The following is a 17111-nucleotide window of genomic DNA, read 5'->3' on the forward strand; positions in this document are numbered from 1 at the left end:
AGATGGGATCGCCCCGATTGATGAACAAACGCCCAGTGTTACTGCGTAAAGCCATTTACGATGGCTACGACTTCGGGCTGTCACTGAGTTATCTCGAAGGTGCTTACAAGCTGTTGTTGCGCCGGGGTGGGTTTTTCATACGCCGAACTGATCATCCGCTGAATCAGTTCTGGCGCGTGCCCAAGGCCAAGCTGCTCGATGACCTCGATGTGCTGTACCGAGAACTGGCTGAGCTCGCGGATGGAAAACACATCGAAAGCTGGCAAGCATTCAGGGACAGGATTACCGCTGCCCAGTCTGACGTGCACCGTGACGCATTCACCTGGGGGATGAAGTTCCGGCTCGCGCCGTTGGCGGAAGGCGGTGTGATCCTGTCGGGAGATTTTCATCCTGGTGCAGTAGCAATCGCCAAACGCATGCGTGGGGTGTTCCTCTCGGCGGGCAAAGCTTGGCGGGTGCAGGGCACAGCAGAGTTGGTCCGCAGCAACCTGATTCTAGAACTGGGCTTGGCCGAAGAGCAGTTTGAAATTCTGGACACGCTGCAGGAGTTGCTCGCTGACGGGTCGGTCAAAGCGGTGAGTGAGGTCACGAGCATCCGTCTGGGGGGGCACTCTCCGGAGTCGACCAAAAACGAAGAGGAAATTTCAGACTCAGGTATCTACCTGGCATCTGTCCCATCGATCAAAAACACCGAGCTGACCAGCGCCGAGATCGATAAGGCGCTGCAAGGATTCTCGCTGATGGATCATCAACCAGCAGGTATCAGGCACCTGCTGCAGCGCACGAGCGCGCTACTGGCCGACGATATGGGGCTGGGCAAAACTCGCCAGGCGGTGATTGCCGCTGGTATACGTGCCCAAGGCAAACCGGTTCTGGTGATAGCGCTCAACAGCCTGATCATCAACTGGCAGCGCGAGATCCTGATGGTATTTCCCCAAGCTCAGATCGCCATGCAAACCTTTGATGCGAACGCTGGATGGATCATCGTGAACTACGAGCGACTGGGTGATTTTGTCATGCACGCGAACCGCTTCGCGGTGATGGTCATTGACGAGGCTCACCGACTCAAGGAACCCACTGCTGGATGGACACGCCACGGCTTCGACATCGCGGCTCAAGTACAAAACCGCTACCTGTTAACGGGCACACCAGTGCTCAATCGCGAAGCGGAGCTGCACACACTGCTCAGGCTCTCAGGCCACCCAATAGGTCAACTGCCCCTCAATGAGTTCTGCGAGCGATTCGCCGGCAGTCCTGAGTTTCGCAAGACGCTAAGGGATGAGATATCTGACTGGATGCTTCGTCGTCGCAAGGATGTGCTGCCCAACCTGAAGGGGAAGCAGCGCCAGACTGTGCCGGTGATACTCAGCCAGATAGAACGTGACGAGTACAATCAGATCATGCGAAGCGACCAGCACCGATTCGCACGGCTGGGCGCACTGCGTCAACTGCTCGAGCGCGTGAAGGTACGGATCTTGGCGGATCTGATGGCCGAGCTGGACGTCGACGACAAGGTGATCCTCTTCTGCGAGTATCAGGAATCCGTGGCCACGTTACGTGAACACTGCCTCAAGATGGGCGTCGGGTGTGTGACGTTGGTAGGCAGTGACTCGCCCAAGAAACGACAGAAGGCGATTGATGCTTTCCAGCAGGATCCGGACTGCAGGGTGTTCATCGGGACCAGGTCGGCCGCCGGCACAGGTTACAACCTGACAGCGGCGAACTATGTATTCTTTCTGGGACTTCCATGGACACCGGGGCTGCAAGACCAAGCTGAGGATCGAGCCTATCGCAACGGGCAGTTGCGCATGGTTGTCGTCAAAATCCCTCTAGCTGAGGACACCATCGACCAGCAGCTGTGGCAGATGCTCATGGACAAACGCGCGCTAGCCCGCGATTTGATAGACCCCGAAGCAGAAGAAAAAAGTAAAATGGCTCTCGCGAATCAGCTAAAAATTTGAGATGACGGCACGGTTTACTGTGGGCTGTTCAGCAACATGATTGGCAACCCTCTAAGTTACAAATCGCTTAGGCACGTGCTTCCAATACGACGTCGAAATTGCGGACGGTTATCAACGGCGAGATCTTTCAGGGTGGCGGTGATCCCTTTCACAACTCAACAGCTCGGTCCTAGCCAATTTTTTGGAACCGAACGGGTCAGCTGGACACTTAGATACTGATTCTAGGTTACGTAGGCCAAATTTTCAGTCTAAGAACTACATCGGAAATGTTTTGAGGTTTATATGAAAATAGGTACGCAGGCCACCTCGCTGGCTGTTTTGCACAATCAGGAGTCGCACGCTCCACAGGCACAAACTGCTGTACGACCTGAGCCTGCTCAAGCAGTCCCCGAAATTCCTTTAGACCTCGCAATTAGGCCTAGAGCACGTGGCATACACCCGTTCCTGGCAATGACATTGGGCGATAAAGGGTGTGCATCTTCTTCAGGCGTAAGTCTAGAAGAGGACTCACACACACAAGCAAGTTTGAGTGATTTTTCTGTAGCTTCGAGAGATGTTAATCATAACAATATCTGTGCCGGTCTCTCCACGGAGTGGCTTGTAATGAGCAGTGACGGGGATGCAGAATCACGCATGGACCATCTCGACCATAACGGAGAGGGACAAAGCAGTGGAACCCAAAGGCATCAGGTCTATAATGATGCGTTAGCTGCCGCCCTATCAAATGATGATGAAGCACCTTTTTTCACTGCAAGTATCGCCGTTATCGAAGATGCCGGTTTCTCTTTACGCAGGCAACCTAAAACTGTTCGTACGTCGGGTGGCAGTGCGCAATTGGGCCAGACAGTAGCCGATGATGTAGCTCAATCTGGTAGAAAACATTTGCTAAGCTTACGTTTTGCAAACGTTCAAGGGCACGCAATCGCGTGTTCCTGTGAGGGAAGTCGGTTCAAGCTGTTTGACCCTAATCTCGGTGAGTTCCAATCATCCCGCAGCGCAGCACCGCAGCTGCTTAAGAGTTTAATAGACCACTACAACAGTTTGAACTACGACGTAGCTTGCGTGAACGAATTTAGAGTTTCATAACTTAATCCCTTAAGATTTTCCACGAACTTTAATTTCGGCAATATTTACCACTCACACGCGAAAAAACTGACGGGGAATCGCCGCACGCCTGTAGCCAGTCTGCCTCGAGTTGACTCCATTGTAAGTGGAAGCAAAAAACCCAGCCTGAAAAGGCTGGGCTTAAAGCCAACCAATCCTCGAAGAAAACTACACACAGAAGAATTTGGTATCAGACATACAGACAATCTTAGCTCAACTCGTGACAAAGGCATGTATAAATTGGCGGGAAATTATGAAACAGCTTAGACTCTTTAAAAGTTTCCCTATGTATAGATGCAGTAAGCCGCTCATTTGACGACACACGCCTTCAAATGCGTTCACCCAGATAACCTGAATCGATCCGTTAAGGGTTTAGCAGTGCTTTGCAAACTGAGCGCTGGCACCTTGTCCACCATCAAGAAATGGGGTCAAGGCACACATGATCAGGCAGCTTTCCACACTTTCCATACTCGCGCTGTTCGCCGGATGCACATCTGTAGCGGACAAACCGGTTGGGCCTGCTTTCGACAGCAGCCAGAATCCTGAGCTGCTCTCGCCAGACCTGTACTCAAGTGGCGCAAAGTCTGGCCAGGAGCCGATGGTTCGCTATGGTCGATACGCCCTGGTGAATACCGCTCCAGAGGCCGAGCAGCGTGATCTGATGGCTCAGATCATCGATGTCAGCATTCCGGCCAATATGCATCCGTCCGTCCAGGATGCGATGCAGTATGTGGTCAGCCGCTCAGGCTACACCTTGTGCCCACCGAGCACCGGTCACGTAAACATCTTGTTCACACGCCCTCTTCCTGCTGCCCAGTACAAGCTCGGACCAATGAGCCTGCGCAACACGCTGCAGGTACTGGCCGGTCCGGCATGGCAGGTAAAGGTCAACGAAGTCACGCGCGGTGTCTGTTTTGTACTGCGGCCAGGTTACCAACTGCCGGAGACGTCTAAGCCCATGGCACTGGCTCAACCTGCGCAACCGGCCAGCACTGGATCAACCTCGGTAGCCAGCACCTCCCCAGCCGTTACCGTTGTAACTGCCCCGGCAACAGGAACCCCATTCAGCAAGGACACATCCCCTGCAGGGCAACCGCAAACCACGGTCGTCACGCAGGCAAAAGCGCAACCAGCTGCATCCATCAGCACCCCAGCCAAGGAAGGCACCCCTACACAGCAAAAGCCGACTCCTGTGAGCGCGGCTCCTGCGAAGACCACATCTCAGACCACGGTCACCAAGAGCATCGCTTCAACCAGCCAGGCTCCGACAAAACCTGAACCTGCAGCGAAACCCGTCGCAACGGTTGCGCCACAGCAAACGTGGAACGCGCCTGTGGGCAGCACCTTGCGTCAATCGGTCGAAGACTGGGCCAAGCGGGCCGGCTGGCAGGTTATCTGGGTGCCGGAGGATCTGGACTACCCCATCGAAGCACCATTGAGTTTTACAGGCTCCTTCACCTCGGCGGTCAGGCAGATATTCCCACTGTACGACAACGCCAAACGGTCCTTTGTGGTGGACGGTAATGAAGGAAATGGTCAGCAGGTTCTGCACGTATCGGAGAGGAAAAAATGAGCATGCCCTTCATGCGTCAGACCGCTCTGTGCCTCGCTGTTTTGTCGGCATCAGCCTGCTCAGTCAAACGGGTGGATGAAGCCGCTGCACGGGCAGAGGCTACCGCCGATTCCGCTGGCCGTTACGCGGCTATCCAGCGTAACAAGCAGCAGCAGGAACGCCGCGACACAGTGATATTCAGCGACAAACCCTGGGTTTCAACGCAGCCAGTTGTTGCGAGACGAGGTATCCCCTCCAAGTATGACTGTGAGGTCGCATACCGGCCTGCTGGCAGTGTCGGAATTGCTGAAATCGCCCAGTACATTTCCAGCCAGTGCGGCATCCCCGTACTGGTCTCGCCGGATGCGCTCAATCCTGGCCTGCTCAACGCCAATGCATCTGCTCAGCGCAGCAATCCTCCTCCGATCAGCACGGCACCCAACCCTGACAGCCTTGCCGGGTTGCTGCCTGCAGGCATTACGGGCAGCTCCAACCTCGCGCAGGCGTCTCAGGGCAGAAGCTCTGACTTCGCATCGATGCTGACACCGAATCTCGTCAGCGGATTGCGCTACTCAGGGAAAGCTTCGGGTCTGCTGGATGATGTCACCTCGCGGCTGGGACTCACCTATCGATTCAATCCCAGCTCACGGTCAGTGCAGGTCAGCTATTTCGATACCAAGGTGTTCGACGTCTACGCATTTGGAGACGTGCAGGAGATCAAAAGCACCGTGAGATCCGGTATGACCACCTCCTCAGGTTCGGGAAGTGGTTCGTCGAGCGGTTCGTCGTCAGGGAGCAGCTCTTCGGGCGTTTCGGGTGACTCGGGCAGCAACCAAAGTACGACCGTCACGCTCAACACATCAATCCTGGCTGACATCCAGAGCAACGTGGGGGCCATGCTGAGTACCTCGCCGCCGGGTCGCATGTATCTGTCACCGTCGACAGGGACGTTGACCGTGACGGACCGGCCCGACGTGCTTTCGAACATTGAGACATATCTGGCCAAGACTAACCACGCGATCACACAACAGGTGCTGTTCAATGTGAAGGTCTTTGAGGCGACTCTGACCGACACCGATCAGCTGGCTTTGAACTGGGCGGCTGTCTACAACTCGCTGAGCACAAAGTGGGGCCTGTCTCTCTCGAATACTGTGCCAGGTATCAGCTCAAGCGCTATCTCTGGCTCTGTCGGAATTGTCGATACAGCCAACTCCGCTTGGGCAGGTTCCAACGCGATCATCCAGGCAATCGCAGAACAGGCCCGGATCTCGAATGTTCGCTCGCCGTCTGTGACCACACTGAATCTGCAGCCTGCCCCACTGCAGATCGGCAACGTTCAAGGCTACATCCCATCGGTTCAAACCAACACGACTGCGTCAGTGGGCTCCAGCACGGCAATTACTCCAGGCACGATCACCTCCGGCTTCAACATGACGCTGCAACCGCGCTTGATGGACGACGACGAGATGTTGCTCATGGTTTCGATCAACATGAGCTCTAAACCTACCTTCGAGCCATTCACCAGCAACGGCTCCAGCGTTCAGATCCCCAACTACGATGCGAAAAGTCTGTCACCGAAGGTGAAGCTACGCAGCGGCCAGACATTGATCCTGTCGGGCTTTGAGGAGCTCAGCGACAACACGGACAAGATCGGCACAGGCTCACCCGGATTCTTTGGTCTTGGAGGTGGACGTAAACGCACCTCGTCAAAAAGCGTTCTGGTGGTGCTGATCACCCCGATTGTGACCAACTGACATGGCGAACCTGTTCTCCCTGTTACGAAGACGCGCACCGCGCGCTCAAATGCCCAGTGACGGCAAAGTTCAGATTCTGACTTATCACGATCGATCTTTCGTGACAGGCCTGCTGTGGCACCCGTTGGGCAGCCTTACCGGCTACATGAAAGAAGCACGCCAGTTCGGTCGCACCCAACAAATGGACATCGTTGCCATCAGGCATACCGAGTCTGTGATTCAGGCTGGATTCGTTTCGCAGAATGACGGTGCAGTCAAAGGCATGTACTCGCTTGCAGCCGCACTCGCTGGGCAGCTGGGCGCATCGTGGCTGGCTGCCTGGAAGATCGAAAACACCGAGGACAGATATGCCTTGGTCGCAGTGTACCGAGGCGCGGTCATCCCGGGCGCTGACCTGGTAGGTAGCAGTGAGGAAATAAAAAAGAAAGTGGCTCAGCAGCTGAGCCGCTCGATGAGCTTCGACAAGATCTTTCTCCCGCCGGAGTTTGGTCGCGGTGGCGAACAATTCGACCCTGAAACATTGTTGCAGCCATCAAACCTCAAGCGCGAATACAAGCTGACACCGCTGGCATTCGGCCTGTCCAGACAGGAGTTGATGAAAGCCGCGGTGATCGGTGCCTTGGTCGTGGCCGGCCTGATTGGGTGGCACCAGTGGAACGAACATAAGCTGCAACTTGCTCGCCAGGCGCAGAAAGCGGCAGAGGCGGCAAGGCAAGCTGAATTGGATGCCCTGAACCAGCGAACAAACGCACCAGTTGTGATCGAGGCGCTTGTGCATCCGTGGGTAAAACAGCCTTCTGTCCCAGTATTTCTTGAAGGCTGTAACGGCGCAATTGACCAGTTACCACCGGCAATCGAAGGGTGGTTATTCGTTTCCGCTAAATGCGACGGAACGCTGATGTCGGCCAACTACAACCGCACCGGCAACAGCACCACGATGGCTTTCAGCGCAGCTACGGCGGGCTACTTTGCTGATACGCCAGCGTTTTACGACGAAGGCAACATGGCCGCAGTTAAGCTCACGTTCGAGCTGCCGCTGGCGGGTGATGACGCTCTGAACCCGGCAACGCAGGCTTTGGACAGCATCACTTCATGGCTGCAAGCCCAAGACCTGCAGCCCAAGATCACAGAAGTACCTGTGACGGTTGTCCAGCCACCAGCTTTGCCTGGCCAACCCGCGCCTCCACCACCACCGCCCCCGGATTACCGACACTTCGAAATCCGTTTCACGAGCCTTTTGCCGCCAGCGACTGTTCTTCAAGGCGTGCAAAGCACTGGAATGCGCCTACGTGAAATCAAAACCGACTTTCAAGACGGCAAATTAACCTGGAACGTCATAGGTGACCTCTATGTGCATTGACACTCGCGCCTCGATTCTGCTGCCCCTTCTGTTGTCCTGCGTGGCTGCCGGCAACATGGCAGTAGCGGCCGATCCATCTCCCACCGACCTTAGTCGGATCAACATTGGCGAGTTGTCCCAAGTGCAGAGTGAAACCTTACTCTTCACAGCACAGGCGGCGCGGGCTCGAGCGAAGGAAGACATCGTAAACGGGGGCAAGACATCAACGTCTGCGCCGGTTCAAGTAACGCAGACCGCTTACACGATGCCCGCCCCGGCCAGCAATACCACACCGCAGTTGCCGGTGGTCAAGACCGTTTTCAGGACGAATAACGCTCTGTATGCCACGTTGCTGTATGGAGGTGGTTTCGAGGTTGATGCATCCGTTGGTAATGCTGAACTGCCAGGAGGGTTCAAGGTAATCAGCGTGTCCCTCGACAGCGTTGTACTGGGCCATGACGGACGCCGATACCCACTAGGGTTCTCGACCCGGGCACCAAGTGGTTCGTTTGAAGCACCCCAAATGTCACTGCAGACACTCAAGCCTGTAGCTCCGGGGCAGCCATCGGCCATGACTCCGTTGTCCAGCGTGTCGCAGGAGTTACAGCGATGAGCGGCGCGGTACGAATTGAGCCTGACATTGAGCCCGATCCATTAGCACATCAGGTCACCCGACCGACCGCGCTCGTGCAACCGATTACCATCGCCATGCAGTCTGAAGTGGTCGGAACCGTCATGACTGCAGAGGGACAGCGGTGGGGTGACATCACCAGCGAGTTGCGTCAGCTGGTTGCCCTGCTAGCACCTGCCACTGTGGCCGAAGAAGCAGAACTGCTGGTGTCGTCTCAGCACTTGCACGACCCCTACGTGATGGCTTTTATGGATCGCCTGGACCGAGCCGGCGTACCGTTTCAGATCATCAGCAGCACGCTCAGCGATATCAAGTCTCTGTACCAAAATGCAGGCAGAACTTTCGCCGGATCTGTAGACAGTACCCAGCGCCAACAAGAGGTGATTCGTATCATCGGCGCGGCCCACGCGCGACGTGCTTCCGACGTGCATTTCATCGTTGGCCATGAAATCACCTACATCAAGTTCCGTGAGGACGGTCTCTTACGGGAGTACGGGCAGATCCAGAGCGCCGTAGGGAACGAGCTCTGTTCTTCACTCTTCAATTCGATGTGTGACGTCAAATCTGAGGGCTACTACCAACCGGAGTTGAAACAAGATGCGCGCATGGCTCGCACCTTCCTCGACCAATTGGGGCTGTCAGGAGCCCGTGTAGCTACCCGCCCTCTGGTCGAAGGGCCACTGATGGTGCTGCGTCTGATCTATGACGATCAGGAGAAACAGTCCGTAGACGATCTGGGGTTTCTGCCAGAACAGAATTTGCTGTTCAAGCGCCTGCGAAGCCTTCCTTACGGCGTGATCATCTTGACCGGTCCGACTGGATCAGGGAAATCGAAGTCGCTCCAGGTGCAGATCAACCTTCTGGCTGAGGAGTGCAAAGGCACCAAACATATCCTGACCGTTGAGGACCCACCCGAATATCCAATGCGCGCGAATCAGTCCCCTCTTGGCAGCAATGAGTCATGGGGAGAATCCATTACAAACTCCGTGCGACTCGACCCCGACATACTGATGTACGGGGAGATTCGCGACCTTGAATCAGCTCAGGGGGCACTGCGCGGGGGGATGACCGGCCACCTCGTGTTATCGACTCTGCACACCAACAACGCTGTAGCAGCAATTCCTCGGCTGATCGATATGGGGGCTGATACAAGCCTGGTCACCGACCCAACACTCATCGTCGGCCTTATCAACCAGTCTTTGCTGCCAACGCTGTGCAGGAAGTGTCGCGTGCCTGCGCGCAGCCACATCAGTACCTTGGATCCGCAACTGGTCGAGCGGCTTGAAAAGATGACCGTGCTGGATCAGGTCTATCTGACCGGGCCTGGTTGCTCTCTATGCCGTGACGGGGTGAACGGCAGGGTCGCTGTCGCAGAGATTCTTCTACCAACCCACCGGTTCATGGAGGAAATCAGAAAGAATGGCCCCAGCGCTGCGCGTCAGTATTGGGTCAAGCACATGGGTGGTATCACGAAGGTTGCCCACACGCTCATCAAGATCAATGCGGGGCTGATTGACCCGCGCATGGCAGAGGCAGTGGTCGGTCCATTGGATTTTGACAGCTACATGCTGGATACCGAGCCAACTGAGGCAGAAGCCCATGCTCAGTAAGGTGATGGATGCCTGGTCAGGGCTTGTAGATGGCTTTTACAGAAACCAGTTCGGAGGCAATGAGCGGATCCGGCTGTACGAGAGCATGACAGCTCTGCTCGAGAACGGGGTGCCGCTCGACCTGGCACTTGATCGTATCGGATCAATCTACAGTGATGGTGGCCGCCATGCTCGACATCCGATCGCGCTTGCCAGCTATGGCATAGGCAAAGCTGTGGACGGCGGCAAGACGCTGGCGCAGGCCTGCCTTAACTGGGTGCCTTATCAGGAGCACGCCGTTATCAGCGCCGGCGAGAAGTCAGGGAACTTGATCCAGGCATTCAGCGACTGCGTGCGGATCATTGAGGCTCGGCAAAAAGTGATGAAGCTGGTGGTCTCCACGGCCTCGTACCCGATTTTTGTCTGGAGCCTGATGGCCTACTTGCTGAACGTAATCGCCACTCGGGTGGTGCCTGCAATGAGCCGCTCTTCCAACCCAGAAGCCTGGTCCGGCGCACCCATGGTTCTGCACATGATCGCCACCTTTGTGACCAACTGGGGACTTCTGACTTTGTGCATTGTGGTGGTCCTGGTTGTCACCAGTATCGTGACTCTGCCTTATTTCCGTGGCCCTTGGCGGACACGGCTGGAGATCTTGCCTCCCTGGTCAATCTACAAAGCGCTCCACGGCTCAACTTTCCTCCTCAATATCGCAGTGATGCTGCGAGCAAATATTGATCCGCTCGGAGCGTTGGACACGTTAAAGCGTGGGGCTAACCCGTGGCTGCGCGAACGCCTGGAAGCTGCCCACTATGGGGTCCGGATGGGCAAGAACTTTGGCGAGGCTTTGGATCTTTCAGGGCATAAGTTTCCAGACCACGAAGCCATTCAATTCCTGATTGTTCTCTCCACCACGCAGAGCTTCTCGGCTGCAGTGCATCGCTACAGCCTTCGCTGGTTGGAGATATCACTGAAACAGGTCGAGCGTTACGCAAAGACGCTGTCCCTCGTATCCATGGTTCTGATCGGCGTCTTGATGATTCTGGTCATGGTCGGGGCCTACAGCATGACCGGCAATGCCACACAGGGCATGACGCACTGAACACTACACCCGTTACCCACATACCCAGGACCACACACATGCAAAACACCACTCAATCCGCTCGGGCGAAACAGATCGGTTATATCTCGATTGAATTGCTATTCGTTCTCATCGTTATCCTGATCGGGATGGGCTACGCCCTCTACAACGGTTGGGGCGCGATGGGCAGTTCGGACGTCAACAACGAGCAGGGTAACGTCGGTCAATTGATCGCGAATACTCGCAAGCTCAAAGGCAGTACCGGTTACGGAGCGTCAGGGACCGATCTGATCGCCCAGCTCAGCTCTATAAGGGGCCTTCCTAATATGTCTTTCTCCGGCGGCAAGCTCTACAACGCCTGGAGTGGGCAGGTCACTGTGGTTGCCAATGGCATGACCTTCACAGTCACCGAATCGGGCTTGCCCCAAGATGCCTGCGTGACGCTGGCCACGAAGATTGGACGCGGGCAGAAGGTCACCACCTCTATCAATGGCGGGACGGCTGTGAGCGGCGAGGTTAGTTCTGCTGCTGCCACCAGTGGCTGCTCTACAGACAGCAACACATTGGCTTGGACGGCCTACTGAGCATGAACCCAATTATCGACACGCCTTTTAGTGACCTCTACCTGGGGCCGGATTTTACGGACGTAAAAGGCCTGGATGGCCAGAGCGGACGTGTCGAGGCTCCGGAAAACTGGAAAGAAAGCGCCCAGTTTTTACGGGAGGAATGCACAAAGCATTTCGAAGAGCACCAGGATCCCGAGTTCTCGTTGATCAAAGACGGAACTGTGCTTCGCGTCACTCAGATACCCGATGCCTTCGGCCAGGATGTGTTCGTACTGCGCAGATCAAATGCGCAGGTGCGTCAGTTCGACCAGTTGGGATTTCCGGAAGACCTTGTTGCTTCGTTGCTGACGAAGCAGGTGCGCGGCCTGGTGATTTTTTGCGGCGAGATCTGCACCGGTAAGACGTCAAGCGCAGCTTCGCTGATCATTGCCAGGCTAAATGCGTGCGGAGGGATCGCGTTGGCTGCAGAGGATCCGGCCGAGACAGACTTGAACGGTCGTCACGGACCTGGTCGTTGCATCCAGATGCAGGTTTCAAGACGCAATGGGGGGTATGAAGAGGCTCTGATGAGAGGCCTCCGTTCTGGCGCGGACATGATGCTTATCGGTGAGATCAGAGATACACCGACGGCAGTTCAGGCAGTCCGAGCGGCGATCAACGGCCTGTTCATCATCACCACCGTTCACGCGGGAACCGTGCCGCAGGCAATCGAGCGAATAGCGACGCTTGCGGAGCCGGCCATCGGCAACGTCCGATCAATTCTGTCACAGGGTTTGCTAGCTGTAGCTGCGCTTGCCCTCGAAGGCGAAGGCGAAATGCGACATCTGAAGATCCAGAGCCTTTCACTGACTGGACCTGACGGCCCTGGTATTCGCGAGAAGATCCGTTCAAATCAGATCGCGATGCTTAGCCAGGATGTGGATCAACAATCGAACAGGAGCCTCTGGGGATGAATCTTCTCAAGCCCGGCCGGACCGGAAAAAACGGTTTCGTGGTAATCGAGCTGCTCTTCGGCTTGATCGTTTTTGCCATCGCGTCGGCCATAGGCGTTTCGCTGGTCGCGGACAGAATGGATGCGCAGAACTATCAGATCGCAGCTCAGCAACAGCAGCAGATCGCAGAGGCCGCTTCCAAATACCTGAAGGACAATTTCTCAACGGTCTATGGATCAGCGGGCACAACCACTCCAGCGACGATTACCCCTCAGATGCTACGCAACACCAACTATCTGCCAGCCAGCTTCAGTGACACAAATGCATTCGGTCAGAGCTTCGTGGTGCTTGCCCGAAGGGTCAACGTCAACCAGCTCGAATCCATCGTGATCACTACCGGTGGACAGGCTATCGATGAAATCGGTACACGGACGATTGCGGAAAATATGGGCGCGCCGGGGGGCTTCATCCCGTTCAACAACACCGGCGTTATTCAGGGAGTACGAGGCGGCTGGCAACTTGCGCTGAGCAACTACGGTATCAACCCAGGCGTTGGCCACACTGCGAGCGCCTTGTTCCTGCAGGATGGCACGCTCTCCAACGACTACTTGTACCGCAATGCCATCCCAGGCAAGCCTGAACTCAATCGCATGAACACGGCGCTCAGTATGGGAGGAAACAATGTCAACGATGTGGCTGCATTGAACGCCTCTGGAACAGTGACGGTTGGAGGGAATGTCGACACTGCTGGATCAGTCAACGCCACTGGTAATGTCAGTGCGTCAGGATCTGTCACAGCCCAGGGCAATGTGAGTGCGTCGGGGAGCGTCACAGCCCAGAGCAACGTTGTAGCTGCAGGCGATGTATACGCACAGTCGGTGAATGCCTCGGCCAACCTCACGGGCGCTGCTGCCCGAATATCAGGCGAGACTGTCACAGGCGGTTGGTTTCGCACTCAGGGCGACACCGGTTGGTACAGCGAAAAATGGGGTGGTGGCTGGTACATGAGTGACTCGGACTGGGTTCGGGTCTACGGCGACAAGAACGTCTACACAGCCGGGAACATCCGAGGAGGGACAGTGACTTCAGAAGGTCGCGCGACCGTCGGTGAATACCTGCAGCTGAATGGCGTTGCAACTGCCGGCACTGCCTGTGCTGCAAACGGTATGGTTGGTCGAACCAGTACGGGTCGATCCCTTTCTTGTGATAACCAGGTCTGGGTGGTGAACGGTTCCAGTGCCCCTACCTGTACAGCGAAGACTATCAACGGTTACGACGCAAACGACGCGACTACCTATTCCTGCCCGGTCGGCTACACGAAAGTCGGGTGGGACACCACCGGCTCCGGCCAGCGGAACAGTAGTACCCCGGGAATCGTGATAGGCCAGAACGACTACGCCACCATTTTCTGTTGCCAGTTTTGAGCAGGCTCATAGCAGTCATCGAGGACGTAGAGTGAACATTTACTGGCTTGCAATGGTGGTGATTACAGCCGTGCTCGGAATGGTTTACGAGAAGTCACACCAGGCAGAACAGAGCTCCCAGACCGTGGAAATCTCCCTGATTGCTCATAACGTCCTCGTCTACAGAAATGCCTTGGCCGAGTATGCCTACGCTCACAAAGCTGCATCAGGAACGGTGCCAGATAATCAGCTGGATCTGCCCGCCTGGTACGCGCGTTACCCAGGAGTCGATGGAGTAGTCGATGCTGGACGAAGTTACGCGTTCTTCGGGTCCCCTCCCCCCGGTCTTGTTTCAGAGATGATCAATTTGACTGGGGGATCGCTAGCCATAGGCACCGCGTCCTCCGGTAGCTTGCTCACACCGAGCTCAGGTAACGTAGGGGTCGCGCTACCGGCGACAGTACCCAACGGTGCAGCTGTGGCTTACCAATAAGCGAACAGTTGACACGCTTGTCAACGACCTATGATATGACGTATGATTAGCTCAAGAATAACCCCCACGCCTCGGGCGGGACACAGTCCCGTACTGCGCACCAGGGGGTTAGTTTTTTCTGTTCTCTGCTTCCCTCAATGCCTCCGCAGGATGCCATGGCATGCCTCAAGTTCCGAGTCTATTCCTCAAACCGGCAAAATCCCCCGCCGCCCTACTGCGTCATCTGCGGCTGAAAGGACTTGACACGCGAGGAGAAAAAATAAAGGCCACACAAGCCCTTGAGTTTATCGGCCATCATCGACTGTTGATGTATATGCGTCCGCTGCAGGACACACACAAGCGCTTCTACGCAAAGATAAAGTTCGATGACATCCTGCAGCTATACGATTTTGATCGACGGCTACGCCTTGTGTGCTTGGATGGGATCGACAGGATTGAGATTGCTTTTCGATCCGCGATCATCAATACCTTGGGCCTAGACAAAGCATGCGGGCCGCATTTCTACCTAGACGCAATTCATTTCGTAGATGGGAAGGTACATCGAGACCTGTTGAAGCAGGTCCTCGGCTTAAGAGATGGCAACGCGTCGATCAAGCATTACTATCGCAGCTACAACACACCAGCATTGCCACCAATATGGACGGTGCTCGAAGCAATGACTTTTGGCCAGCTGTCCCGACTCTTCAAGGATTTACACCTTGACCACCGCAAGACAGTGGCAGCTAAATTCGGGTACGACGAATCGGTTTTGGTTTCTTGGTTAAAGTCTACAACCCTCCTGAGGAATGTTTGCGCCCATCATGGTCGTTTGTGGAATGCGTCGATTACTGCTGATGCGCCGGTCTACGCAAATGCAATCAAGGGAGAGTTTCCGTCCCATACAGACCGCGGGCGGATTTTTGCCAGGGCAGTGGTTGTTCAGGCCCTGCTGTTAAACATTGACGCAACCGCCGATTGGAAATTACGGTTCAAGCAGTTGATGTCGACACTACCCACAGTAGCTATGGCAAAGGCGGGATTGAGTACATCAGAGTTAGGCTTGGTGGTTGGTTGGGAACAACGACCGTTTTGGTCTTGACTAATGATGGAATTTTACACAGTTCAGGAGCCGTTTTTGAAGGGGACCTAGTATTTCACTTTGTAAGTAGGTGAATCCTCCGGCCTTTGGCCACGCCGATCATACAGCCTCGTCGTGCTGATGTTTGCGTGTCCCAGCCAGATCTGCACCTTGGCAATGTCCGCGTCGTGCTCCAGCGCGTTGGTCGCCGCCGTTGCCCGCAGGCCATGGACACCCAGTCCGTCGACGTGGATCTGCGCAACGCTGGCCCATTTCGTCACAACGCCATACACACCCTTGCCGGTAATCCCGGTACCCGATGTTTTTCCACGCAGCGAGCGGAACAGCGCACCCGGCGTCAGGGCACGATCGCCATCGCGCATTAGGTACACGTAGATCCGCTCCGCCGCGACGGGGTGCAGTGGAAGGTAGCGGATCTTGCCGCCCTTGCCGTGGATCCGCAGGTGCTTCACACCACGCCGCTCCTGCAGGTCGCCGGTTTGGAGCAGGCTCAACTCTTCACGACGTAGCCCTTGGTACAGCAGCACCGCCAGTATCGCCCGGTCGCGCACGCCTTGGAGGGATTCACCATCCGGTGCATCGAGCAGACGCTTGGCCTGGTCGTCGCCGAGCGCCGGGGTCTTGCCCTCGTTGGTTTCAACCGGGGGCCTGGCAACCCCATGTACCGGGTTGCCCCCGGCCAGTGCGTTGCTGTCCAGGAGGTAATCGAAGAGGCTGGCCAGCGCCGCCAGTTTGCGCCGGATCGTGGCCCCCGACAGAGCCCGCCGCTCCAGCTGAGCGCGCCAGGCTAAAACGTGCGCCCGGTTCACAACGCGAAACTCTTCGGCACCGGCCAGGCCGACAAAGCTGCAGAAGTCGCGCAGATCTGCCTGGTATGCACGTCGAGTGCGCAGGTTGCGGATATTGGCGAACCACTCGACGGCTGCCGGCACTGCGGCCAGCTCCTGGAATTCCAGTGCAGTCAGTCGCCGCTCGCCGGCGTTGGCCATCACCAGCTCGCTCATGCATTTCGCTCCGCATCGTGCCGCGCTTTGATGGCCGGCCACTCGGGGGAAGCCATCAGCTCGCGGATCAGGCGCTTATGTTCCGGCTCTGGCACCAGGTGCTGCCAACGCTCCTGCTCCAGCTCCATTTGCCTGACACCGCGTAACTGAGCCTCAATCATCACACCCGCTGCACCAAGGCGCGCTCGGGCCTGGCACCAGAAACCTTCCGACGTGGCATATTCGTACAGCGGCACGATGGGCAGCCCGTGCAGTTGCCAAAGGTGCCAGAGGACGGCAGAGCCGATCCCCTGTCGCTGACTACCGGGCCTGAGCTCAATCATGTTGATGTACAGCCGGTCTTTCAGCGGGTTGATGCTGTAGTCGATCTGACCCACACGCTGGCCGTCGACCTCGATGTGATCGATGAAGTCAGTACCAGGAAACACGAAATGACCAGGCCGCGATTCGGTGCGCTCGTTCACCAGGGTAATCGGTCGCATCACCACACTCTCGACGTGCCATCTACTGAAAAAACCACGAATCCTGCTGAAAAACGTCATATCCCCGCCTGAACTTGAAAGAGCCGATAACATATTTTATCACCCCTTTCTGCGAAATCGCCCCGTGTCCGTTTTTCGCGAT

General features: G+C 56.1%; 15 protein-coding genes. 13 read left to right on the forward strand and 2 right to left on the reverse strand.

The window, feature by feature from the left end; all coding sequences use genetic code 11:
- Positions 1-2 precede the first annotated feature (2 nt).
- From BLR16_RS25250 to BLR16_RS25310, 13 genes are all read left to right on the forward strand, one after another.
- A complete protein-coding gene (locus BLR16_RS25250; protein WP_092194523.1) occupies positions 3-1961 on the forward strand; it encodes a DEAD/DEAH box helicase in 1959 nt (652 codons plus the stop codon).
- A gap of 282 nt (positions 1962-2243) precedes the next feature.
- Positions 2244-3047, forward strand: coding sequence for a YopT-type cysteine protease domain-containing protein (locus BLR16_RS25255; RefSeq protein WP_092194525.1), 804 nt, complete (start codon positions 2244-2246; stop codon positions 3045-3047).
- Between the two features lie 457 nt (positions 3048-3504).
- The gene (locus BLR16_RS25260) at positions 3505-4638 is read left to right on the forward strand and encodes a PFGI-1 class ICE element type IV pilus protein PilL2 (RefSeq protein WP_092194527.1); all 1134 of its coding nucleotides are present in this window, start codon (positions 3505-3507) and stop codon (positions 4636-4638) included.
- Entirely contained in the window at positions 4635-6371 is a 1737-nt protein-coding gene (locus BLR16_RS25265) for a PilN family type IVB pilus formation outer membrane protein (protein ID WP_092194529.1), read from the forward strand. The genes BLR16_RS25260 and BLR16_RS25265 overlap by 4 nt, the downstream gene beginning before the upstream one ends.
- Before the next feature lies 1 nt (position 6372).
- The gene (gene pilO2, locus BLR16_RS25270; RefSeq protein WP_092194531.1) at positions 6373-7731 is read left to right on the forward strand and encodes a type 4b pilus protein PilO2; all 1359 of its coding nucleotides are present in this window, start codon (positions 6373-6375) and stop codon (positions 7729-7731) included.
- Complete coding sequence (pilP, locus tag BLR16_RS25275; RefSeq protein ID WP_046832654.1) at positions 7721-8323, forward strand: type IV pilus biogenesis protein PilP; 603 nt, start codon at positions 7721-7723, stop codon at positions 8321-8323. The genes pilO2 and pilP overlap by 11 nt, the downstream gene beginning before the upstream one ends.
- A complete protein-coding gene (locus BLR16_RS25280) occupies positions 8320-9951 on the forward strand; it encodes a GspE/PulE family protein (protein ID WP_024661457.1) in 1632 nt (543 codons plus the stop codon). The genes pilP and BLR16_RS25280 overlap by 4 nt, the downstream gene beginning before the upstream one ends.
- Positions 9941-11032 (forward strand): type II secretion system F family protein, encoded by a 1092-nt coding sequence (locus BLR16_RS25285; protein WP_058825444.1) that lies wholly within the window; start codon positions 9941-9943, stop codon positions 11030-11032. The genes BLR16_RS25280 and BLR16_RS25285 overlap by 11 nt, the downstream gene beginning before the upstream one ends.
- A 38-nt stretch (positions 11033-11070) precedes the next feature.
- Positions 11071-11595, forward strand: coding sequence for a type 4 pilus major pilin (locus tag BLR16_RS25290; protein WP_024661459.1), 525 nt, complete (start codon positions 11071-11073; stop codon positions 11593-11595).
- A gap of 2 nt (positions 11596-11597) precedes the next feature.
- Complete coding sequence (locus tag BLR16_RS25295; RefSeq protein WP_024661460.1) at positions 11598-12530, forward strand: ATPase, T2SS/T4P/T4SS family; 933 nt, start codon at positions 11598-11600, stop codon at positions 12528-12530.
- Entirely contained in the window at positions 12527-13933 is a 1407-nt protein-coding gene (pilV, locus tag BLR16_RS25300; RefSeq protein ID WP_058825445.1) for a shufflon system plasmid conjugative transfer pilus tip adhesin PilV, read from the forward strand. The genes BLR16_RS25295 and pilV overlap by 4 nt, the downstream gene beginning before the upstream one ends.
- Before the next feature lie 31 nt (positions 13934-13964).
- Positions 13965-14405 (forward strand): type IV pilus biogenesis protein PilM, encoded by a 441-nt coding sequence (pilM, locus tag BLR16_RS25305; RefSeq protein WP_092194533.1) that lies wholly within the window; start codon positions 13965-13967, stop codon positions 14403-14405.
- 160 nt (positions 14406-14565) lie between these two features.
- Positions 14566-15483, forward strand: coding sequence for an Abi family protein (locus BLR16_RS25310; protein WP_092194535.1), 918 nt, complete (start codon positions 14566-14568; stop codon positions 15481-15483).
- Between the two features lie 47 nt (positions 15484-15530).
- Here the strand turns inward: BLR16_RS25310 and BLR16_RS25315 are convergent, their stop codons facing one another.
- Both BLR16_RS25315 and BLR16_RS25320 read right to left on the reverse strand, forming a co-directional pair.
- The gene (locus tag BLR16_RS25315; protein WP_092194537.1) at positions 15531-16487 is read right to left on the reverse strand and encodes a tyrosine-type recombinase/integrase; all 957 of its coding nucleotides are present in this window, start codon (positions 16485-16487) and stop codon (positions 15531-15533) included.
- On the reverse strand, positions 16484-17062 hold the full coding sequence (locus BLR16_RS25320; RefSeq protein ID WP_244618919.1) for a GNAT family N-acetyltransferase: 579 nt from the start codon (positions 17060-17062) through the stop codon (positions 16484-16486). The genes BLR16_RS25315 and BLR16_RS25320 overlap by 4 nt, the downstream gene beginning before the upstream one ends.
- Positions 17063-17111: the final 49 nt, after the last annotated feature.

Source organism: Pseudomonas sp. BS3767, assembly GCF_900099665.1.
Lineage (GTDB): Bacteria > Pseudomonadota > Gammaproteobacteria > Pseudomonadales > Pseudomonadaceae > Aquipseudomonas > Aquipseudomonas cerasi.